The organism is Catellatospora sichuanensis (genome assembly GCF_007483665.1).
GTDB classification, from domain to species: Bacteria; Actinomycetota; Actinomycetes; order Mycobacteriales; family Micromonosporaceae; genus Catellatospora; species Catellatospora sichuanensis.
Map to the genome: position 1 here is coordinate 193,826 of NZ_VIQO01000014.1, position 20,449 is coordinate 214,274.

The window sequence follows — 20,449 nt, forward strand, 5'->3', positions numbered from 1 at the left end:
AGCGTCGGGCGGGGCGGTCGGAGCGCGCGGTCAGGCTTCGCCGTCGGCTTCGCGGCGGGCCTTGGCGCGGCGTTTGCCCTCGTGCATGGCCTGGACGCGGGCGATGGGGATGGTGTGGCCCTCGGCGATCAGGTCCGCGGGCAGGGCCTGCGGGGCGGGCATGAGGTCGGCCCACGGGTCGGTCTTTGCGACCAGGTCGGGCACGGTGCGCATGGTGAAGTCGGCGGGCGTGACGTTCTCCAGGTCCGGCCAGGCCACGGGGAAGGACACCGGCAGGCCGGGCCGGATGCGCGGGCTGTAGACGGCGACCACGGTCGCGCCACCGGAGCGGGTCGCGTCGAGGAAGACCTTGCCGTGCCGGTCCTCGCGGATGAACGCCGTGGTGGCGAGCTTCGGGTCGAGCCGTTCGGCCCGTGCGGCCACGGCCCGGGTCGCCGCGGCGACCTGCTCCGGGTCGGCCTCGCCGTCGAGCGGCACGAACACGTGCACGCCCTTGCTGCCGCTGGTCTTGACCGCGCCGTCCAGCCCGCAGTCGGCGAGCGCCTGGCGCACCAGCAGCGCGCCCTGCACCGCCTTGCCGAAGGTGTTCTCCCCCTCGGGCGGGTCGAGGTCGAGGATCAGGTGCGTCGGGGACAGCGGTGACTCCACCAGGCCCAGCGCCGCGTGATACTCCACGGCCCGCTGGTTGGCGAACCAGATGAGCGTGCGCCGGTCGTTGCCCAGGGCGTACGTCACCTCGCGGTGCGAGGCCTCGGCCCAGACCGCGGCCCGCGGCACCCAGTCGGGTGTGTACTTGGGCAGGTTCTTCTGCATGAACGCGGGCTGCCCGGGGCGGATCCGGATCACCGACAGGGCCCGGTTCCGCAGTGCGGGGATGATCCGCTCGTGCACCGCGTCCAGGTAGTCCACCAGGTCGCGTTTGGTCGCCCCGGACTCGTCGAACAGGGGCTGGTCGAGGTTGGTCAGCGCCACCCCGTCGCGGGTCTCACCGTCTTTCGGCATGTGATCACCATTACCCGACGGTGACGGCACGTCAACGTGAAGACGGAAAACGGGGCGGACGGATGTCCACCCCGTTCTCCGTCAGCGGGTCACTTCGCGGGGGCGCGCTCGACCTCGGTCGCCGGGTCGCCGTCGACGGCCGTGGCCAGCTGCGGCACCAGGCCCTCGAGCAGGTACGGCAGGCTGAGCGGGGTGATGAACGAGGTGGCGCCGCCGAGCAGCTCGCCGTTCTCCAGGAACACCTCGCGGGCCTGGGTCTTCACGTCGAGCTTGGCGTACAGCGGGTCGGCGTGGATCTTCGCCTTGTCGGCGTCGTGCTTGTCGACCAGCCAGACCATCACGTCGGTGTCGAGCAGGTCGGTGCGCTCACGGCTGATGCTCTTGCCGAACTCCTTGCCGGTGATCGCGTCGAGGCCCTCGGGCATCTTGAAGCCCAGGTCCTGCATCAGGCGGCCGCGCGGGTCCTGCGCGCCGTACACGTAGTAGCCCTCCCACTGCGTCGCGACGAGCGCGGTGGCGCCGGCGAACTTCGGGTTGGCTGCCTTGGCCGCGGCGAACTTGGCCTCGACGTCGGCGACGACCTTCTCGGCCTGCTCCTTGCGCCCGACGGCGGTGCCGACGATGCGGGTGGCCTGCTGCCAGGAGACGCCGTAGTCGATGACGTCCTTGGGCTGGGCCACGGTCGGCGCGATCTTCGAAAGGGTGGCGTAGTCCTCGGCCGTGAGGTTGGAGTAGAGGCCCAGGATCAGGTCGGGGCGCAGCGCGGCGACCTTCTCGAACTTGATGCCGTCGGTGTTGGTGAGCACCTCGGGCTTCGCGGCGGTGCCGAGCTCGTCGGTCGCCCAGGGCCAGACCGCGCCGGGGTGGCCGCCGAACCACTCGGTGGTGGCGACGGGTACGACACCCAGTGCCAGCAGGGCGTCCTGCTCGACGAGGCCGACCACGACGACCCGCTTGGGCTCGGCCTTGATCTCGGCGGTGCCGTACTTGTGCTCGATCGAGACGGGGAAGGCCGCCGAGGTCGCGCCCTGGCTGCCGGAGGTGCCGGACGGCTCCTGGTCGGTGCCGCACGCGGCGAGGCCGAGGCCGAGGAGCACCGCGGTGGCGGTGGCCGTCAGCGTACGGACGGGAGAGAGAAGCCGCACGGTTGGTCCTTTCTGTGCTGGTGGGACCGCCCCCTGGCGGGTCCCGCCGAGGAGCATAGGTTAGCCTCCCCTAATCTCAAACTCGGGGTTGATCTCAAGGAGCGGTGATGACCCAGACGACCGGCGTGCCGCCCGCGCCGCGCGCGGGCCACGCCTGGCGGCGCGGCGGGCTGGTGCTCGGCGTACTGGCGCTGGCCGGCGTGTTCGCGCTGAGCATCGCGGTCGGCAGCCGCACCATCCCCCTCGACACGGTGTGGCAGGTGCTCTGGCACGACGACGGTTCCGCGCAGTCGGACATCGTGCACCAGCTGCGTATCCCCCGTACGCTGCTCGGCCTCGGGGTCGGGGCGGCGCTCGGGCTGGCCGGTGCGCTGATGCAGGCACTCACCCGCAACCCGCTGGCCGAACCCGGCCTGCTCGGCGTGAACCTGGGCGCCTCCTCGGGCGTCGTCGTCGCGATCGCGTTCCTCGGCCTGACCTCGCCCAGCGCGTACGTGTGGTTCGCCTTCGGCGGGGCGGCGCTGACCGCGACGGCCGTGTTCGCCCTCGGCGGGTCGGGGCGCTTCCCCACTCCGGAACGCCAGGTGCTGGCCGGGGTGTCCATCACCGCCGTGCTCGGCGCGCTGGTCTGGGCGGTGCTGGTCACCAACCGCGGCACATTCGACCGCTACCGGCACTGGGACGTCGGTTCGCTGGCCGACCGCGACGGCGACACGCTCGTCCGCGTCGCGCCGTTCCTGATCGTCGGGGTGCTGCTGGCGCTGACACTGGGCGGCCGCCTCAACGCGCTGAGCATGGGGGACGAGGCCGCCACCGCGCTGGGCGCGCACCCGGGCCGGGTCCGCCTGGTCGGCGTGGCCGCGATCACGCTGCTGTGCGGAGCGGCCACCGCCGCCTGCGGCCCGATCTGGTTCCTCGGCCTGGCCGTGCCGTACATCGCGCGGCTGATCACCGGACCCGATCACCGCTGGATCCTCGCCTACGCCGTGGTGCTCGGCCCGATCCTGCTGCTCGGCGCGGACGTGCTCGGCCGGGTGGTGACCGCCCCGTCGGAGCTGCAGGTCGGCATCGTCACCGCGTTCCTCGGCGCGCCGGTGTTCGTCGCGCTGTGCCGCCGCCGGAAGCTGGGTGCCCCGTGAACATGATCACCGAACCTGACCCCGCCCCCGGGCAGCGCCCGGCAGCGACGGCCACGGCGCAGCGGACGGTCGCCGACACCGACGCCGTCCCCACGCCACGTCCTGCCACCACGGCCGACGCGTCCAACCGCCCCCGCCGCCGGGCACGGCAGTTCGTGCTGCGCAGCCCCGGTGGCGCGCTGTCTCTGCGGGTACGCGCCCGCGCCCTGCTGGTCGGCGTCGTGCTGCTCCTGGCGGCCGCCGCGATCGCCGTGGTCAACCTGTCCAGCGGGGACTTCCCGATCCCCGTCGCCGACGTGCTGCGCAGCCTGATCGGGCAGGGCGACCCCGGCACCGACTTCATCGTGCACGAGCTGCGGCTGCCCCGTGCGCTGGTCGCGCTGCTGGTCGGCGCGGCGCTGGGGGCGAGCGGCGCGGTGTTCCAGGGCCTGACCCGCAACCCGCTGGGCAGCCCCGACTTCGTCGGCATGACGGTCGGCGCGGCCACCGGCGCGCTCGTGGTGATCCTGCTGCTCGACGGCAGCGGCCTGCAGGTCGCGGCCGGCGCGATCGCCGGCTGCGTGCTCACCTCGATCGCCATCTACCTGCTCGCGTTCCGGGGCGGCACCCAGGCGTTCCGCCTGATCCTGATGGGTGTCGGGGTGTCCGCGCTGCTGGAGGCGTTCAACTCCTACCTCATCGTGAAGGGCCGCCTCGACGAGGCGCTCGCCGCGCAGGTCTGGCTCATCGGCAGTCTCGGCGGCCGCGGCTGGACCGAGGTGACCATCGTCGCGGTCACCCTCGCCGTGCTGCTGCCCGTGGTCCTCCACTACGGACGGCACCTCGACATGCTGGCGCTGGGCGACGACACCGCGACCCTGCACGGCATCCGTGTCGAGCGCAGCCGGGCCGTGCTCGCCCTGGCCAGCGTGGGGCTGGCCGCGGGCGCGACCGCCGCGGCGGGCCCGATCGCGTTCGTGGCGCTGGCCGCGCCGCAGCTGGCCGCGCGGCTGACCCGCTCCCCCGGACCGGGCATCCTGCCCGCGGCGGGCATGGGCGCGGTGCTGCTGGCCGGCAGCGACTGGGCGGCGCAGCGGGTGCTGCCCGACAACGACATCCCCGCCGGCGTGGTCACCGCCGCGATCGGCGGCCTCTACCTGACCTGGCTGCTGGCCCGCGAATGGCGGCGCGGCCGATGAGCGCGAAGGAGCACGCGATGCAGGCACGGCTGCGGGCGCAGGACCTGACCCTGGCGTACGACCGCCGCGTGGTGGCCCGCGACCTCGGTGTCGAGATCGGCGACGGGTCGTTCACGGTCATCGTCGGGCCCAACGCCTGCGGCAAGTCCACGCTGCTCAAGGCACTGGCGCGAGTGCTGAAGCCGCAGGCGGGCACGGTCTTCCTCGACGGGGCGGCGATCGCCTCGCTGCCCTCCAGGCAGGTCGCCAAGCAGCTGGGCATGCTGCCGCAGTCGCCGGTGGTCCCGGCCGGGATCGTGGTCGAGGACCTGGTCGCCCGGGGCCGGTTCGCCCACCAGCGCCTGCTGCGCCAGTGGTCCGCCGACGACGAGGCCGCGGTCCGCGACGCGATGGCCGTGACCGAGGTGTCCGACCTGGCCGACCGGTATGTCGACGAGCTGTCCGGCGGGCAGCGCCAGCGGGTGTGGCTCGCCGTCGCGCTGGCCCAGCAGACGCCGATCCTGCTGCTCGACGAGCCGACCACGTTCCTGGACCTGGCGCACCAGTTCGAGGTCCTCGACCTGTGCGCCGAGCTGCACGAGCAGGGCCGCACCGTGGTCGCCGTGCTGCACGACCTCAACCAGGCCTGCCGCTACGCCACCGACCTGGTCGTCATGCGCGGCGGCGAGATCGTCGCCCAGGGCGCGCCCGAGGCGGTCATGACGGCCGAGCTGGTCGAGCATGTGTTCGGCGTGGCCAGCCAGGTGATGACCGACCCGCAGACGGGCACCCCGATGGTCGTACCAGCGGATCGTCAGCGCCGCCGCACCGCTCGGACCGCGACTTCCGTCGGGTAGCCGCGACAGCACATGTGACTGTGTTGGTGTGCTCGTTTCGGGACGCGTGAGCGTCCCGAAACGAGCACACCAACGCGCCACATTCCCGCTGGGCGGGCTTGAGGCGGGCGGTCAGGCCAGGGCCGGCGACGTGATCCGGGTCAGCGAGCGCGCGATCTCACCGGCGCGGACGGCCGTGTTGGAGAGCAGGGTCGAGCTGATGCCGTGGGTGTGCTCGGTCGGGCCCTGCACGTAGATGCCGCAGCGCACGTCGCCGGTGGTGGCGACCCGGTAGTCGCGCTCGACCTGGAGCTGCCCGTCGTCGCGGCGCGCGCAGTGCTCGCCCAGCTCGCCGAGCAGCTGCAGCGGGTCGCTGCTGCGGTAGCCGGTCGCGCACACCACCGCGTCGGCCTCCAGCACGGTGCGCTCGCCGGTGGGCAGGAACTCCACGATCACCCGCACCCGGTCGGCCTCCTCGACCAGCTCCACCACCCGGGAAGCGTGCATGATGCGCAGCCGCTCCCGGCCGAGCACCTTCTCCTGGTACATCCGCCGGTATAGACCCTGGATGACGTCCAGGTCGACGACGGAGTAGTTGGTGGACCCGTGGTAGGCCATCAGCATCCGCTTGACGTGCTCGGGCGCGTCGAAGAAGTGGTCCACGGCCTCGGGATCGAAGATGCGGTTGGCGAACGGGCTGTCGTCGGCGGGGGTGTAGCCGTACTTGGCGAACACCGCACACACCTCGGCCTGCGGGAACGTCTGGTGCAGATGGTCGGCGACCTCGGCGCCGGACTGGCCCGCGCCGATGACCAGCACCCGGCGCGGGTCACGCAGGTCGGGCAGGCGGCGCAGCAGGTCACGGCTGTGCCAGACGCGCGGGCCGGGGCGCATGCCGTCGGGCATCCGCGGCTCCAGACCGGTGGCGACGACCAGGTTGCGGGCCTGGCGGGTGACCAGGTCACCGCCCTGCCGGGCGACGACCTCGCAGCCGGTGATCACGCCGCCGTCGCGCAGCGGCCGCACCGCGACCACCTCCGAGCCGTACTCGACCTGGTCGGTGAATCCTGCGGCGGCCCATTCCAGGTAGTCATGGAACTCCACGCGCGACGGGTACATCGTCTTGTGGTTGATGAAGTCGATCAGGCGGTCCTTGGCCTTGAGGTAGCTCAGGAAGCTGTACTCGCTGGCCGGGTCGCGCATGGTGGCCAAATCCTTGAGGAACGAGACCTGCATCGTGGTGCCCTCGATGAGCATGCCGCGATGCCAGCCGAACCGCTGCTGCTTCTCCAGGAACACCGCGTCCACCGGACGGTCCAGCTCGCGTAACGCGATGGCCAGGGCCAGATTGGAGGGGCCGAAGCCGATCCCTGCGAGATCGTGGAGATGTGCGTCCGACGTGGACATATGACCCCTTCCGTGTACGGCCCCCGAAGATTACATTAGGGTTACCTTAGCAAGGTAAGCCTTGCCTTTCGTTCCGGTCCAGAGGAGGGCACCCATGCGGGTCGCGATGTTCGGTTACCAGACCTGGGGGCACCGCACGCTCCAGGCGCTGCTGGAAGCACCAGACCTCGAGGTGGTCCTCGTCGTCACGCATCCGAAGAGCGACCACGCGTACGAGCGCATCTGGAGCGACTCCGTCGCCGACCTCGCCACCGAGCACGGTGTGCCCGTCCTGATCCGCGAGCGTCCCGACGACGAGGAGCTGATGGCGGCGCTCAAGGAAGCCGACCTGGACGTCATCGTGGCCACCAACTGGCGCACCTGGATCCCGCCGCAGGTCTTCAACCTGCCCCGGCACGGCACCCTCAACATCCACGACTCGCTGCTGCCGAAGTACGCCGGCTTCTCGCCCCTGATCTGGGCCCTGCTCAACGACGAGCCCGAGGTCGGCGTGACCGCGCACATGATGGACGACACCCTCGACGCGGGCGACATCGTGCTGCAGCGCTCGGTGCCGGTCGGCGCGCGCGACACCACCGCCGACCTGTTCCACAAGACGCTCGCCCTGTTCGGGCCGATCACGGTCGACGGCCTGCGCCTGATCGCGTCGGGCCGCACCGACTGGACCCCGCAGGACCGCTCCCAGGCCAGCTTCTTCCACAAACGCGCCGACGAGGACCTGCGCATCGACTGGACGTGGACCGCGCAGGAGCTGGACCGCCTGGTCCGCGCCCAGTGCGACCCGTACCCGAACGCCTACACCCACTACCGCGGACAGCGCATCCGTGTGATCAAGGCCTCGGTCTCGCAGGCCGTGTACGGCGGCACCCCCGGCCGGATCTTCTACCGCGAGGGCGACGGCGTCGCCATCGTCGCCGGAGCCGAGGCCCGGCGCGGAAAGAGCAAGGGCCTGGTCATCGAGCGGGTACGCCTCGACGACGGCACCGAGCTGGCGGCCACCGACCTGTTCCGCACCATGGGCGGCTACCTGGGACACTCTCCCGCATGACGGAACTGACCGAGCTGCTGGCCGATCTGGTCCGCGTCCCCAGCGTCGGCGGCTCGCCGCACGAGGCCGGTATCCAGGCGGTGCTCGCCGACTGGATGCGCGCCGAGGGCCTGGAGGTCGACCTGTGGGAGCTGGCACTGCCGGAGCTGACCGCCCAGCCGGCCTTCCCCGGCATGGAGGTCCCCCGGGAGCGGGCGTACGGCCTGGTCGGGCGGCTGCCCGGCACCGGCGGCGGCCGGTCGCTGATGTTCAACGGGCACGTCGACGTGGTGCCGCCCGGTGACCTGGCCGCCTGGACGGACGACCCGTTCAGCGGCCGGGTCGACGGCGACCGCCTCTACGGCCGGGGCGCCTGCGACATGAAGGGCGGCCTGGTCGCCGCGCTGTTCGCGATGCGCGAGCTGAAGCACGACCGTCCCCGCGGCGACGTCCTGATCGCGTGCGTGGCCGGCGAGGAGGACGGCGGCCTCGGCACGTACGGGCTGCTGGACCGGGGTTGGCGGGCGGACGCGTGTGTCATCCCCGAACCGACCGGGCTGGCCGTGGTGCCCGCCAACGCGGGCGCGCTGACGTTCCGGCTGCGTGTGCCGGGCCTGTCCGCGCACGCGTCCCGGCGCACCGCGGGCGTCAGCGCGATCGAGAAGTTCCTGCCGGTGTTCAGCGCGCTCCGCGAGCTGGAGGCGGCCCGCAACCGCGACGTCGACCCGCTGATGCGGCGCTGGGACGTGCCGTACGCCCTGGAGATCGGCACCGTGCACGCCGGCGACTGGTCGTCGTCGGTGCCCGGCGAGCTGATCGCCGAGGGCCGCTACGGCGTCGCCCTCGGCGAGTCCCCGAAGCAGGCCAAGGCGGACCTGGAGGCCGCCGTCGCGGCGGCTTGTGCCGAAGACGGCTGGCTCGCCGCGCACCCGGTCACCGTCGAGTGGTGGGGCGGGCAGTTCCTGCCCGGCCGCAACCCCGACCCGGCGTTCACCGCGGCGCTGGTCGGGGCCACCGGGGTCACGCCGGAGCAGTGGGGCGCGCCATACGGCAGCGACCTGCGGCTGCTCGCCGGAGCCGGCATCCCTACGGTCCAGTACGGTCCCGGCGCGATCGAGCTGGCCCACGCCCCCGACGAGTACGTGCCGATCTCGGAGGTGGTCACCGCCAGTGCGACGCTGGCCCGGCTCGCGGCGGCGCACTGCCACTGACCTGATCCATACCGCTCCCCCACGGACGGCGCCCGACCACCGCCCGGGACACCGGCGCGCCGACCGGCCGTCCCCCGATCGCCGCCACCCCGACGACCAGACCCCCAGGAGGGGACATGCCACAGCTGACCGGCGGCCGTGTGCTGCGCGAAGCCCTGCGCGGCCAGGCGGGCCGCATCACCGGCAGCGCGCTGCTCAGCACCGGCCACCAGGCAGGTGAGGCCATGGTGCCCGTGGTGATCGGCATGGTGGTGGACCGCGCCGTCGGCACCGGCTCCAGTTCCGAGCTGCTGCTGTGGCTCGCCGTGCTGGGGGCGGTGTTCCTCACGCTGTCGTTCAGCTTCCGCTTCGGCGCGCGGCTGGGCGAACGCGCCGCCGAGCAGGCGGGACACCTACTGCGGGTACGCCTGACCGATCGGGTCCTCGACCGGCGCGGTGGGGCCGACACCGGGCGGCTGCCGGGTGCCCTGGCCAGCGTCGCCACCAGCGACGCCGCGCGGGTCGGCATGATCGCGCTCGTGCTGCCCCTCGGCGTGGCCGGGATCCTGGGCCTGGTCGTCGGCGCGGTGGCACTGCTGCGGGTGTCGCTGCCGCTCGGTCTGCTGGTGTTGTTCGGCACCCCGCTCATGATGGGGCTGGCACACGTGCTGGGCCGTCCGCTGCAGCGGCGCAGCGAGGTCGAGCAGGACCGGATCGCGCACACGGCCGGGCTCGCCGCGGACATGGTCGGCGGCCTGCGTGTGCTCAAGGGCATCGGCGCGGAACGCGCGGCGGCCGAGCGCTACCGGCTCAGCAGCCGCGCCGCGCTCACCGCGACGGTGCACGCCGCCCGCGCCAAGAGCTGGCACGACGGCACCCTGCTCGCCGTCAACGGGCTGTTCCTGGCCGTCGTCGCGCTGGTCGGCGGTCGGCTGGCCGCCGACGGCACGATCAGCATCGGCGCGCTGATCGCCGCGGTCGGCATGGCGCAGTACCTGATCGGGCCGCTGTCCATGCTGGTCTGGGTCAACGGGGAGCTGGCCCAGGGTCGCGGCAGCGCCGTCCGCATCGCCGAGGTGCTGGCGTCCGCCCCGGCCGTCGGCGGCGACGCACCGCTGCCCGGCCCGGTCACCGGCCGTCTCGCTGTACGCGGCCTCACCCATGCCGGGCTGCGCGGCCTCGACCTCGACGTCACCGCGGGCCAGCTCGTCGGCCTCGTCACCGCCGACCCCGCCCACGCCGAGGCGCTGGTCGACCTGCTGGGCCGGGAACGCGAACCCGACTCCGGCACCATCACCCTGGACGGCCACGACCTGTCCACCCTGGACCCCGAGGCGGTACGCGGCGCGCTGCTGGTCGCCGCCCACGACGCCGACCTGTTCGAAGGCACCCTGCGCGACAACGTCGTCGCCCCGGCCGGTTCGAACGGCAACGGTCCCGGCCTGCCGCACCAGCGCACCAGCCCGGCCGACACGCACGGCCTGCTCAGCGCCGCGCTGGCCGCGTCCGGCGCGGACGAGGTCGCCGCGACCCTGGACGGCGGCGTCGACGGGGCGCTCGCCGAGCGCGGCCGGTCGCTGTCCGGCGGGCAGCGCCAGCGCGTCGCCCTGGCCCGCGCGCTGGCCGCCGACGCCCCGGTGCTGGTGCTGCACGAACCCACCACCGCCGTCGACGCGGTCACCGAGCTCCACATCGTGCACGGCGTACGCCGCCTGCGCGAAGGCCGCACCACCATCGTCATCACCACCAGCCCCGCGCTGCTGGCCGCCGCCGACACCGTCCACTTCGTCGCCGACGGCGCGCTCACCGCATCCGGCACCCACGAGCAGCTCGTCCGCGAGCACACCGGCTACCGCGCGACGGTGCTGGCATGACCGGCCAGGAGGCAACCCCCATGACCGAGCAGCGCGAACTGCTGCCCACCGCCACGGGCCGGCAGACCGCCGCGGCGCTGCGCGCGCTGCTGCGCCCGCGCCGGTGGCTCGCCGCGGCGGGCCTGCTCGTGCTGACCGCCGCCACTGCCGTCGGGCTGGCCGTCGCGCCGCTGCTCGGGCACGTGGTCGACCTCGTCACCAGCGGCGCACCCGCGTCCTCGATCACCACTCCGGTCGTCGCCCTCGCCGTGGTCGCCGTCCTGTCCGGAGCCGCCACCGCGTACGGCCTCACCCTGATCGCCCGGCTGGGCGAAGGAGCCCTAGCCGAGCTGCGGGAACGTTTCCTCGACCGGGCGCTGCGGCTGCCCCTCGGGCAGGTCGAGCGGGCCGGCTCCGGTGACCTGACCTCCCGCGCCGGCAACGACCTCAACGCGGTCGCCTCCGTGGTCCGCTCCGGCCTGCCCGAGCTGGCCCGGTCGCTGCTGGCGATCGGCCTGACCATCGCCGGGCTGGCCGTGCTCGACTGGCGCTTCATGCTCGCCGCGCTGCTCGCCGCACCCGTGCAGCTCTACACCGTCTGGTGGTACGGCGGCCGGGCCCTGCCCCTCTACGCCCGCCAGCGCATCGCCGTCGGGGCGCAGCAGCAGCAGCTGCTGGAGACCATCGGCGGCGCGCCGACCGTCCGCGCGCTGCGCCGCCGCGAGCAGCACCTGGGCCGGGTCACGGCACGCTCGCAGGACGCCGTCGACCTGACCATGCGCGGGGTCAACCTGGTCACCCGCTTCTACGCCCGGCTCAACCTGGCCGAGTTCATCGGCCTGTCCGCGGTGCTGGCCACCGGGTTCCTGCTGGTGCGCTCGGGCGAGGTCACCATCGGCGCGGCCACGGCCGCGGCGCTGTACTTCCACAACCTGTTCACGCCGGTCAACATCGCGCTCGGGCTGATCGACGACGTGCAGGCGGCGACCGCCGCGCTGGTGCGCATCGTCGGCGTCGCCGACCTGCCCGAACCCGTGGCGCCGCCCGCGCCGCGCACGCCCGCCGACGCGTCCCTGCACGCCGACGCGGTCAGCCACGCGTACACCGCCGACCGTCCCGTGCTGCACGAGGTCACCATCGCCGTACCCGCCGGGCAGCGGGTGGCGCTGGTCGGTGCGAGCGGCGCCGGCAAGAGCACCCTGGCCGGGCTGGTCGCCGGGGTGCACGAGCCGACGTCGGGCAGCATCCGGGTCGGCGGGGTCGGCATCGGCGACCTCGACCCGTCCGGCCGCCGCGCCGTCGCGCTGATCACCCAGGAGGTGTACGTCTTCGCGGGCACGCTGGCCGAGGACCTGCGCCTGGCCCGCCCCGACGCGACCGACGCCGAACTGACCGCCGCGCTGGAGCGGGTCGGGGCCGCCGAGTGGGCCGCCGCGCTGCCGGACGGGCTGTCCACCGTGGTCGGTGAGGGCGGACACCGGCTCACCGCCGCGCAGGCGCAGCAGCTCGCCCTGGCCCGCCTGGTGCTGGCCGATCCCGCGGTCGCGGTGCTGGACGAGGCCACCGCCGAGGCGGGCAGCGCCGGAGCGCGGGTCCTGGAGGCGTCGGTCGCCGCCGCGCTGCACGGACGCACCGGCCTGCTGGTCGCGCACCGGCTCACCCAGGCGGCGCTCGCCGACCGGGTGGTGGTGCTCGACGCGGGCCGCATCGTCGAGAGCGGCTCCCACGACGAGCTGCGGGAGGCCCCCGACGGCCGCTACGCCGAACTCTGGCGCGCCTGGTCCGGCCGCCGCGAGCAGGACGCGTGACCGCCGACGGAATCGTGCGGACCGGCAATCCGCTGGTCGCCTGCTGAAGCGGCCACTACTGTGCCGATGTGGCAATGAGCGCACGCTGGCGGGCGATCCTTCACGATGCGGACGAGCCGGTCGCTCCGCCGGAGAACCCGCTGCGGATCGAATCGTTTCTGCGACCGGTGGAAGGCACGACCGACGAGGTGGTCCTCGACGTGTCCAGCGCCCTGGCCGCGCTACGGGCCTGGCAGCTGGAAAGGGTGCCTGGTCAGGGTGACCTCGAGCGCCCGACCGGCTTCGACCACGACGCGGCGCAAGACCGGCTCGACCGGCTCACCACGCTGTTGAGCGAGGCTTTCGGCCACCCATGCGACCCCGGCCACGCGCAGGATTCCGCGTGCTTCGGCAGCGTGGCCGTTCCCGGCGAGGCCACCCGCACCCACCAGAACCGCACCCGCAAGCATCCGTATCTGCAGGTGTCCGTGAGCAGGTTCGGCCGCCTGGCCACCTACGCGTCACGCTCGCGGCAGCATCCTGCGCCCGCCGTGCACCCCGACGACCGGCAGCGGATCGAGCAGGCGATCGCCGACGCCGGTTACGTCCACGTGCCCGACCACGTGCTGTACTCGCCCTATGACGGGCCTAACACCTGGGCCCTGGAGCCGACGGCGACGTGGTACTCACGCTTCTTCGACTACCTCTGACGGACTGCCCGGTTCGGTCCGGGCGGCGATCGCGGCCTGGATACGGCGCTGCGTACGCAGGGCCTTCTTCGCCGCGACGCTGACCCAGCCGTCGAAGACCGTCTGGCCCTTGTCCTGCGCCATCAGGCGCTCCAACGTCGGCACCACGCTCTCGTCGCCGGTCGAGCCGAGCGCGACGGCCGCCCAGTACCGCAGGTCCGGGTCCTCGTCGTCGGCCGCGGCGAGCAGCCTCGGGATGATGTCGGGCGCGAACTTCGACAGCGCGCTGGCGACGTAGCCGATCCGGGTGAAGCCCCGGTGCTCGAACGCCTCCCACAGGGCCGTGAGCGCCTCCTCGCCACCGATCTCGGCCAGCGCCTCGGCGGCGCGCTCGCGCAGCCACTCGGGCTCGGACCACAGCGCCGGGACCAGCGCGGGCACCGCGGATTCATCGCCGATCCGGCCCAGCGCGCGTACGGCCTGCTCCTGGCCCATCCAGTCGCCGCGTTCCAGCAGCGTCAGCAGGCCGGGCACCGCGGCGGGCAGCCGCAGCGCGGCACAGCCCATCGCCGCCCAGGCCTGGCAGTTGTAGCGGGTGTCGGCCAGCGCGGCGAGCAGCGGCTCCGCCAGTGACGCGTCGACGAAGACGTCGGCCTGGTTCATCGCCCGGCTGTAGAGCGAGCGGTGGTAGTTCGGGTAGTCGCGCGCGAGCGTGCGCAGCGCCGCCAGTGCGGATTCGTCGCCGCCCGCCTTCGCGCGTTCCAGGAGGCGGTACAGGTGCTCCTCGCGCGTGTCGAGGTCGCCGTCCTTCAGAGCGCGCTGATCAGGGTTCACCCGATAACGGTAGTCCCCGGGCCCGCGCCGCTCGCGATCACGTGCGCCCTGTCGGCCGACACCTTTCGCCCCCGCCTGCGAACTGCGACTACTACCGAGCGTATCGGCCGCGTCACTGGATCATCGGCAGCGGCTCCGCGACACTGCAGACACGTGCGAGCGAGGGAGGAGACAGATGACCGGCCGCCGGATCCTGATCTCCGGCGCGAGCATCGCGGGTCCCGCGCTGGCCCACTGGCTGCACGTGTACGGGATGACGTCGGTCGTCGTCGAGCGGCACGACGGTATACGTCCCGGCGGTCAGACCGTCGACCTGCGCGGGGCGGGTCGCACCGTCGCCCGGCGGATGGGCATCGAGGACGCCGTCCGGGCCGCTTCCACCGGCGAGGACGGGGTCGCCTTCGTCGACGCGCGAGACCGCGTCAAGGCGGCCTTCGCCGCGGAGGCGTTCGGCGGGGAGGGCCTCGTCGCCGAGTCGGAGATCCTGCGCGGCGAGCTGGCCCGGCTGCTGCACGGGTGCACCCGCGTGCACACCGAGTACGTCTTCGGCGACCGCATCACCGCCGTGGACGACCGCGACGACGAGGTCCGGGTCTCGTTCGCGCACGGCCCCGACCGGGCCTTCGACCTGGTCGTCGCGGCCGACGGCATCGGCTCCACGACGCGCGGGCTGGTGTTCGGCACCGAGGCGCGGGTGGTGCCGCTCGGCCTCTACATGTCCTACCTGACCATCCCCCGCGCCGCCTCGGACGGCTCGTGGGCGCGCTGGCACAACGGGCCCGGCGGCCGGGTCGTCGCGCTGCGCCCGGACAACCTCGGCACGACCCGGGCCCTGATGTCGTTCCTGTGCCCGCCGCGCGGCTACGAGCGCCTCCCGGTCGGCGAGCAGAAGGAACTGCTGCGCCGCGTGTTCGACGGCGTCGGCTGGGAGGCGCCCCGGGTGCTGCGCGCGCTCGACGCCGCCGACGAGTTCTACCTCGAACTGGTCGGGCAGGTGCACGCGCCGCGCTGGAGCAGGGGACGGGTCGCCCTGGTCGGCGACGCCGGCTATTGCGCCTCGCCGATCAGCGGCATGGGCACCAGCCTGGCGCTCGTGGGGGCGTACGTGCTGGCCGGTGAACTGGCGGCGCACGCCTCGCACCGCGACGCGTTCCGGTCGTACGAGCGCATCATGCGCCCGTACGTGGCCCAGGCCCAGCACCTGCCGCCGTTCGTGCCGCGCGTCGCCCACCCGCGCAGCCGGTTCGGCATCGGAGTGCTCAACGCGCTGCTGGCCACGGCTGCCAATCCCGCCCTGCACCGCATCGCCCGGCGTGTGCTGACGCCACCCGCCGAGAAGATCGACCTGCCGGACTACGCCCGCCTCCGCCCGCGTTGAGTCGGTGCACCGAGGCTCACGCCAGCACGGCGGCGCTGACGGTGTCGACGTACCAGCGCTCGAACCGTTCGGTGGACCAGCCGCGCGTGCGTACCAGCCAGTCGTAGTTGCGCGAGTCCATCGCCAGCCACAGCACGTCGGCCACGCTGTCGACGTCGTGCTCGGGGCGCACCCCGCCGGTCGCGACGAGTTCCGCGGCGAACATGCCCATGCCGCGCCGCCGCTCCTCGACGTTCTTGCGCCAGATCGCGGCGGCGTCGGCGTCGGCGGTGGCCGCCCCAGCCAGCGCGACCATCACCGCGACGTTGCGCTGGTGGACCTCGGTGAGCTGCCGGGCGTAGCGGACGAGTTTGGCCCGCGGGTCGGCCAGCGCCCGGATCTCGGCGACGAAGGCGCGATCGGGCAGCGCCACCGGCTCGTCGTCGCCGGCGGTCGTCACGTCGACCAGATCGGACAGCAGCTGGCGCTTGTTGCCGAACACCGCGTAGACGGTCTGGACCGCGACTCCCGCCGCGGCGGCGACCGCGGTCAGCGGCGTCGCCGCGTATCCGGCCTCGGCGAACAGCCGGCCTGCCGCGTCCAGGATCGCGCGCCGGGTCTGGCGGGCCTGCTCCTGTCGCCGCTCGGACTCGTACCGCCTCTTGACAGCCACCGCCTCACTGTAGTGCTCTATTAGATAGAGTGTCACTCTAACCAAAGGATGTGATCGTATGCCGTTCGGTGTGCTCCAGGAGATGCCCGGCGTGAGCGAGTCCGAGTACCGGCTGGTCGAGCAGCACCTCGGCCCGGACCGGCCGCCGGGCCTGCTGGCCCACGTCGCCGGGCCGACCGAGGACGGCTGGCGGATCATCAACGTCTGGCAGGACGAGGCGGCGTTCCGGCGCTTCCAGTCCGAGCGGCTGGTGCGCGCCGCGGGCCTCGCCGCCCAGTCGGAGGGCTTCGACGCCGGCAAGAGCGCCGCATTCCGGGCGATGACCGTCGACGGCGCAGAGCTGCCGTTCTGATGGCCGACACGGCCGAGCTGCGCGCCCGCAACAGCACGTTCTGGGCGCAGGCCGCACCCGGCTGGATCCGGCACGCCGACCGCCAGGACGAACTCGGCGGGCCGCTGGGCGCGATCGCGATGTCCCGACTGAGCCCACGGCCCGGCGAGCGTGTCCTCGATGTCGGATGCGGCTGCGGCGGCACCTCCGCCGAGCTGGCGACGGCCGTCGGGCCGACCGGCGCGGTGCTCGGCGTGGACCTGGCGGAGTCCATGGTGTCCGCGGCGGCCGCGCGTTTCCCGCAGGACAGCCATCCGGGTCTGCGGTTCGCCGCCGCCGACATCGAGACCGTCGAGGACCTTCCAGGGGCGCCGTTCGACGCGGCGTACTCCCGGATGGCGCTGATGCTGCTCGCCGACCCGGTCGCCGGCTGCGTCAACCTCCGGCGCGCGCTGCGTCCCGGTGGACGGCTGGCCGCGACCGTCTTCCGGGACGGCCGGACCAACCCGTGGCTACCGCTCGCGGTGCTCGGCGCCGCGCCACATGTGGCGGCGCTGCCGCCGCTGCCGGTCGGCGACGAGCCCGGCCCGTTCGCGTTCGCCGACCCGGCCCGCGTGCGCCGGATCCTGACCGCGGCGGGCTTCGACGCTGTCACCGCCGAACCGCACGACGTGGTCATGACCGCACCCGACGACCCCGACACCGTGGCCGAGTGGCTGATCGAGATCGGACCGGCCGGCGCCGCCTACCGGGCGGCACCGGCTCCGCAGCAGACGGCCGCCCGCGCCGCTGCGGCCGGGCTGCTCGACCGGTTCCGCGAGCGCGGGACCGGCTACCGGCTCCCGGCCGGACTCTGGCTCATCACGGCGACGGCACCGTGACACCACCCGGGACCACTCCTCCACGCACGTCGAACTCCTCCAGAACGGTTGACCACATGAGAACCAGCGGCCGAACCACTCCCCTGCTCGCGTCGACGATGCTCCTCCTGGCCCTCGGCCTGACCGCCTGCGGCGACGAGGCGGACACCGCGCCACCGGCGGCGGCCGGCACGTCCGCCGCGGTGCTGCCGCCTGACTCCTGCGACGGGGCCGGCGACCGGGTGAAGAACCATCTGAGCAGCGCCGAGGTCAGCTCGGTCGTCGTGAACGGCCAGTGCACCTCAGTCGTGATCACCACGACCCTGGGCGACGATGCCGCCGCGGCGGCCCTCCGGTTCTGCGAGTCCGCCGCCGAGATCGCCTACACCGGCGACGTCAACGCCGTCACCGTGCTGGCCGCCTCGGGCGCGGAGCTGGCCATCGGCATCTCCGGCGCGAAGTGCATGGCCTCGGCCTGAGATGCCTGGCAGGCGGTGCTCCACCTGTGTGCGGAGCACCGTCTGCCACGTGGCGCGGTCAGGCGCGGTGCGGCTCGTGGATCAGCTCGTACGTCAGCTCGGCGATCTGGCCGTCCTGCACGATCCGGGCGAGCCGCACCTGGGACGACAGCAGCCGTCGTGGCAGTAGCGGTGCTCCCCCGCCGAGGAACACCGGCGTGACGCCCATGATGATCTCGTCGAGCCGGCCCTGGTCGGCGAACCGGCCCACCAGCTCGCCGCCGCCGACGAGCCACACGTTCGCAGCACCGGCGGCCGCGACCATCGCTTCGTGCACCGGGGCGACGTCACCGGACACGAAGTGCAGGTTCGCGCCCGGGATCGCGGGCAGGTCGCGATGGCTGAACACCCAGCAGGGCGTATCGCCGTAGGAGGCCTGCCACCGCTCGGGATGCTCGAGCAACCGGTCGTGGTCGAGCACCCACTCGTACGTCGTCGCGCCCATGCACATCGCGCCGACCCCGGCGAAGAACTCCTTGAACCGGTCCGGGTCGCTGCGGTCGACGACGAACAGCCAGTCCAGCGAGTTCGCCTGGTCGGCGATGAAACCGTCGGCGCTGGTCGCCGTGTAGTACTGCGTCTTCGTCACCTGGCCAGCCTGCCACGGGCGACCGGCATCACCCGGTAGACCGGGCCGTGCGGCGAGCACGGAAGGCCCGGTGGGGAACGGATTCACGCGACCGCCGCGGGCACATGGACAGTGATACATTGCGATGACACCATATGTCGATGCGTCGCATACCCCTCCTCTGCGTGCTCGCCCTGCTCGGCACCACCGCGCTGGCCGCACCCGCCTCGGCCGCACCGGTCGCGCTGCTCAGCGACCCGGTCTACGACTACACCACCGCCATCCGCGAGACGGTGTACGTCGAGACGACCCTCGACAACGACGGCAACGGCACCCCCGACAGAGTCGTCGCGGACATCATCCGGCCCCGCGAGGCCGCCACGGCCGGCGTGAAGGTGCCGGTCATCATGGACGCCTCGCCCTACTACCAGTGCTGCGGGCGCGGCAACGAGTCCGAGAAGAAGGTCTACGCCGCCGACGGCACGGTGACCAAGTTCCCGCTGTACTACGACAACTACTTCGTACCGCGCGGATACGCCTTCATCGCCGCCGACCTGGCCGGCACCAGCCGCTCCACCGGCTGCGAGGACGTCGGCGGCACCGAGGAGGTGCAGGGCGCCAAGGCGGTCGTCGACTGGCTCAACGGCCGCGCCGTCGGGCGCACCGCCAGCGGGACCGTGGTCAACGCGACGACCTGGACCACCGGCAAGGTCGGCATGATCGGCAAGTCATGGGACGGCACCGTCGCCAACGCCGTCGCCGCCACCGGCGTCGAGGGACTGGAGACCATCGTGCCGATCGGCGCGATCTCCAGCTGGTACGACTACAACCGGGTCAACGGCATGGTGAACCCGAAGGTCAGCTCCGTGCCGAGCCTGCACAACACGGTCAACGGCCGCCCGTCCGGCACCTGCACGGCGGTGTCGAGCGCGCTGAGCAGCGGCGCCGTCAGCAACGGCAACTACAACTCGTTCTGGGCCGCCCGCAACTACGTCACCTCCGCGGCGTCGGTGCACGCGAGCGTCTTCGTCGTACACGGCATGAACGATCTCAACGTGCAGGGCGTGCACTTCGGACAGTGGTGGGACGCGCTCGCGGCCAACAACGTGCCGCGCAAGATCTGGCTGTCCCAGGAGGGCCATGTCGACCCGTTCGACTTCCGCCGCGCCAAGTGGGTCGACACCCTGCACCGCTGGTTCGACTTCTGGCTGATGGACATCGACAACGGCATCATGAGCGAGCCGATGGCCGACGTCGAACGGGCCGCCGACGTCTGGCAGACCAGCACTCTGTGGCCGCCGTCGGGCACCGCCACGGCCAACTACGTGCTGCAGGGCACCGGCAACCCGGGCGTGCTGGCATCGTCCGGCGCGGGCTCGGGCAGCCTGTCGCTGACCGACGCGCCGTCGCTGAGCGAGGCCAACGCGGTCAGCTCGCCGACGACCGCCCGCACCGGCCGCAAGGTCTACCAGACCCCGGTGCTGGCCTCGGACCTGCGCATCTCCGGCACGCCGACGATCACGCTGCGGGTCCGGTCGAGCAAGGCGACCACGACGCTGACCGCGAAGCTCGTCACATACGGCACCGCCACCCGGGTCAACTACCGCGCCTCCGGTGAGGGCATCAGTACGCTGACCAGCCAGTCGTGCTGGGGATCGTCGTCGAGCACCGACGACGCCTGCTACAAGGACACCGCGAAGGTCGTGTCCAGCGCGGCTTACCAGGTGCTGTCCCGGGGCTGGATGGACGGCCAGCACCGCGCCTCGCTGACCACCACCACCGCCATGAACACCAGCACCTACTACACGATCACCTGGAAGCTGCGCCCGATCGACCAGATCATCCCCGCCGGCCAGCGGCTCGGCGTGGTCCTGACCCTCTCCGACGCCGAGTTCGTCACCTCGCACTCCACCGGCGCCACGGTCACCGTCGACCTGACCGGCAGCGTCCTGAAACTGCCGATCGCCCCGGCCGCCGGCTTCGCCGCCCAGTCCCTGTCCCCGCAGCCCACTCCCCCCGTCGTCGTAGACGGCACCTCGAGCCCCACCACCGGCACCCGCTTCCAGTAACAGAGGC

The 20,449-nt window shown here is 72.9% G+C and carries 19 protein-coding genes; 13 read left to right on the forward strand and 6 right to left on the reverse strand.

The genetic code is table 11. The features are described from left to right. Positions 1–30 precede the first annotated feature (30 nt). Complete coding sequence (locus tag FLL47_RS27575; RefSeq protein ID WP_144123760.1) at positions 31–1,002, reverse strand: DNA polymerase domain-containing protein; 972 nt, start codon at positions 1,000–1,002, stop codon at positions 31–33. Between the two features lie 89 nt (positions 1,003–1,091). After that, the gene (locus tag FLL47_RS27580) at positions 1,092–2,147 is read right to left on the reverse strand and encodes an ABC transporter substrate-binding protein (RefSeq protein ID WP_246158694.1); all 1,056 of its coding nucleotides are present in this window, start codon (positions 2,145–2,147) and stop codon (positions 1,092–1,094) included. A 107-nt stretch (positions 2,148–2,254) separates the two neighbouring features. Here FLL47_RS27580 and FLL47_RS27585 point away from each other — a divergent pair, with 107 nt between their 5' ends. Genes FLL47_RS27585 through FLL47_RS27595 form a run of 3 tightly spaced genes read left to right on the forward strand, consistent with a single transcriptional unit; the run spans position 2,255 to position 5,300 of the window. Then, positions 2,255–3,286: a FecCD family ABC transporter permease gene (locus FLL47_RS27585; RefSeq protein WP_144123764.1), complete on the forward strand. Its 1,032-nt coding sequence runs from the start codon at positions 2,255–2,257 to the stop codon at positions 3,284–3,286. Between the two features lie 2 nt (positions 3,287–3,288). Beyond that, complete coding sequence (locus FLL47_RS27590; RefSeq protein WP_144123766.1) at positions 3,289–4,464, forward strand: FecCD family ABC transporter permease; 1,176 nt, start codon at positions 3,289–3,291, stop codon at positions 4,462–4,464. Positions 4,465–4,481: 17 nt separating this feature from the next. Next, positions 4,482–5,300 (forward strand): ABC transporter ATP-binding protein, encoded by an 819-nt coding sequence (locus FLL47_RS27595; protein WP_222106222.1) that lies wholly within the window; start codon positions 4,482–4,484, stop codon positions 5,298–5,300. A gap of 111 nt (positions 5,301–5,411) precedes the next feature. Here FLL47_RS27595 and FLL47_RS27600 read toward each other — a convergent pair whose 3' ends face one another. Continuing rightward, positions 5,412–6,686, reverse strand: a complete 1,275-nt coding sequence (locus FLL47_RS27600) for a lysine N(6)-hydroxylase/L-ornithine N(5)-oxygenase family protein (protein WP_144123770.1) — start codon at positions 6,684–6,686, stop codon at positions 5,412–5,414. Between the two features lie 94 nt (positions 6,687–6,780). Here FLL47_RS27600 and FLL47_RS27605 point away from each other — a divergent pair, with 94 nt between their 5' ends. The 5 genes from FLL47_RS27605 (at position 6,781) to FLL47_RS27625 (ending at position 13,253) form a co-directional block, all read left to right on the forward strand. After that, positions 6,781–7,734 carry a methionyl-tRNA formyltransferase gene (locus tag FLL47_RS27605; protein WP_144123772.1) on the forward strand — a complete coding sequence of 318 codons (954 nt, stop codon included), beginning with the start codon at positions 6,781–6,783 and terminating at the stop codon, positions 7,732–7,734. Continuing rightward, the gene (locus FLL47_RS27610; RefSeq protein ID WP_144123774.1) at positions 7,731–8,924 is read left to right on the forward strand and encodes an ArgE/DapE family deacylase; all 1,194 of its coding nucleotides are present in this window, start codon (positions 7,731–7,733) and stop codon (positions 8,922–8,924) included. Before FLL47_RS27605 ends, FLL47_RS27610 begins: the two co-directional genes overlap by 4 nt. 116 nt (positions 8,925–9,040) lie before the next feature. Then, positions 9,041–10,777, forward strand: a complete 1,737-nt coding sequence (locus FLL47_RS27615; protein WP_144123776.1) for an ABC transporter ATP-binding protein — start codon at positions 9,041–9,043, stop codon at positions 10,775–10,777. Then, entirely contained in the window at positions 10,774–12,564 is a 1,791-nt protein-coding gene (locus tag FLL47_RS27620; protein ID WP_222106223.1) for an ABC transporter ATP-binding protein, read from the forward strand. The genes FLL47_RS27615 and FLL47_RS27620 overlap by 4 nt, the downstream gene beginning before the upstream one ends. Positions 12,565–12,632: 68 nt before the next feature. Then, entirely contained in the window at positions 12,633–13,253 is a 621-nt protein-coding gene (locus FLL47_RS27625; RefSeq protein ID WP_144123779.1) for a hypothetical protein, read from the forward strand. On the opposite strand, the gene FLL47_RS27630 is transcribed toward FLL47_RS27625, so the two are convergent. Continuing rightward, entirely contained in the window at positions 13,230–14,066 is an 837-nt protein-coding gene (locus FLL47_RS27630) for a HEAT repeat domain-containing protein (RefSeq protein ID WP_144123781.1), read from the reverse strand. The genes FLL47_RS27625 and FLL47_RS27630 overlap by 24 nt on opposite strands. Before the next feature lie 175 nt (positions 14,067–14,241). On the opposite strand from FLL47_RS27630, the gene FLL47_RS27635 reads away from it, so the two are divergent. Beyond that, a complete protein-coding gene (locus FLL47_RS27635) occupies positions 14,242–15,444 on the forward strand; it encodes an FAD-dependent monooxygenase (RefSeq protein ID WP_144123782.1) in 1,203 nt (400 codons plus the stop codon). Between the two features lie 16 nt (positions 15,445–15,460). Here the strand turns inward: FLL47_RS27635 and FLL47_RS27640 are convergent, their stop codons facing one another. After that, complete coding sequence (locus FLL47_RS27640) at positions 15,461–16,096, reverse strand: TetR/AcrR family transcriptional regulator (protein WP_246158698.1); 636 nt, start codon at positions 16,094–16,096, stop codon at positions 15,461–15,463. Between the two features lie 58 nt (positions 16,097–16,154). Here FLL47_RS27640 and FLL47_RS44255 point away from each other — a divergent pair, with 58 nt between their 5' ends. Genes FLL47_RS44255 through FLL47_RS27650 form a run of 3 tightly spaced genes read left to right on the forward strand, consistent with a single transcriptional unit; the run spans position 16,155 to position 17,766 of the window. Further along, positions 16,155–16,448: a hypothetical protein gene (locus FLL47_RS44255; RefSeq protein WP_246158701.1), complete on the forward strand. Its 294-nt coding sequence runs from the start codon at positions 16,155–16,157 to the stop codon at positions 16,446–16,448. After that, positions 16,448–17,308 (forward strand): class I SAM-dependent methyltransferase, encoded by an 861-nt coding sequence (locus FLL47_RS27645; protein ID WP_144123786.1) that lies wholly within the window; start codon positions 16,448–16,450, stop codon positions 17,306–17,308. The genes FLL47_RS44255 and FLL47_RS27645 overlap by 1 nt, the downstream gene beginning before the upstream one ends. Positions 17,309–17,364: 56 nt before the next feature. Further along, complete coding sequence (locus FLL47_RS27650) at positions 17,365–17,766, forward strand: hypothetical protein (RefSeq protein ID WP_144123788.1); 402 nt, start codon at positions 17,365–17,367, stop codon at positions 17,764–17,766. Between the two features lie 58 nt (positions 17,767–17,824). On the opposite strand, the gene FLL47_RS27655 is transcribed toward FLL47_RS27650, so the two are convergent. Beyond that, entirely contained in the window at positions 17,825–18,394 is a 570-nt protein-coding gene (locus FLL47_RS27655; RefSeq protein WP_144123790.1) for a dihydrofolate reductase family protein, read from the reverse strand. A gap of 140 nt (positions 18,395–18,534) precedes the next feature. Between FLL47_RS27655 and FLL47_RS27660 the strand changes: the two genes are divergently transcribed. Then, positions 18,535–20,442 (forward strand): Xaa-Pro dipeptidyl-peptidase, encoded by a 1,908-nt coding sequence (locus tag FLL47_RS27660; RefSeq protein ID WP_144123792.1) that lies wholly within the window; start codon positions 18,535–18,537, stop codon positions 20,440–20,442. The last annotated feature ends 7 nt before the right edge of the window (positions 20,443–20,449 follow it).

Excerpts from the sequence above, each read along its gene's own strand:
- FLL47_RS27595 (WP_222106222.1), top strand. The coding sequence starts at position 4,482 with ATGCAGGCACGGCTGCGGGCGCAGGACCTGACCCTGGCGTACGACCGC.
- FLL47_RS27585 (WP_144123764.1), top strand. The coding sequence starts at position 2,255 with ATGACCCAGACGACCGGCGTGCCGCCCGCGCCGCGCGCGGGCCACGCC.
- FLL47_RS27600 (WP_144123770.1), bottom strand. The coding sequence starts at position 6,686 with ATGTCCACGTCGGACGCACATCTCCACGATCTCGCAGGGATCGGCTTC.
- FLL47_RS27610 (WP_144123774.1), top strand. The coding sequence starts at position 7,731 with ATGACGGAACTGACCGAGCTGCTGGCCGATCTGGTCCGCGTCCCCAGC.
- FLL47_RS27575 (WP_144123760.1), bottom strand. The coding sequence starts at position 1,002 with ATGCCGAAAGACGGTGAGACCCGCGACGGGGTGGCGCTGACCAACCTC.
- FLL47_RS27635 (WP_144123782.1), top strand. The coding sequence starts at position 14,242 with ATGACCGGCCGCCGGATCCTGATCTCCGGCGCGAGCATCGCGGGTCCC.
- FLL47_RS27605 (WP_144123772.1), top strand. The coding sequence starts at position 6,781 with ATGCGGGTCGCGATGTTCGGTTACCAGACCTGGGGGCACCGCACGCTC.
- FLL47_RS27615 (WP_144123776.1), top strand. The coding sequence starts at position 9,041 with ATGCCACAGCTGACCGGCGGCCGTGTGCTGCGCGAAGCCCTGCGCGGC.
- FLL47_RS27620 (WP_222106223.1), top strand. The coding sequence starts at position 10,774 with ATGACCGGCCAGGAGGCAACCCCCATGACCGAGCAGCGCGAACTGCTG.
- FLL47_RS27650 (WP_144123788.1), top strand. The coding sequence starts at position 17,365 with ATGAGAACCAGCGGCCGAACCACTCCCCTGCTCGCGTCGACGATGCTC.
- FLL47_RS27660 (WP_144123792.1), top strand. The coding sequence starts at position 18,535 with ATGCGTCGCATACCCCTCCTCTGCGTGCTCGCCCTGCTCGGCACCACC.
- FLL47_RS27590 (WP_144123766.1), top strand. The coding sequence starts at position 3,289 with ATGATCACCGAACCTGACCCCGCCCCCGGGCAGCGCCCGGCAGCGACG.
- FLL47_RS44255 (WP_246158701.1), top strand. The coding sequence starts at position 16,155 with ATGCCGTTCGGTGTGCTCCAGGAGATGCCCGGCGTGAGCGAGTCCGAG.
- FLL47_RS27645 (WP_144123786.1), top strand. The coding sequence starts at position 16,448 with ATGGCCGACACGGCCGAGCTGCGCGCCCGCAACAGCACGTTCTGGGCG.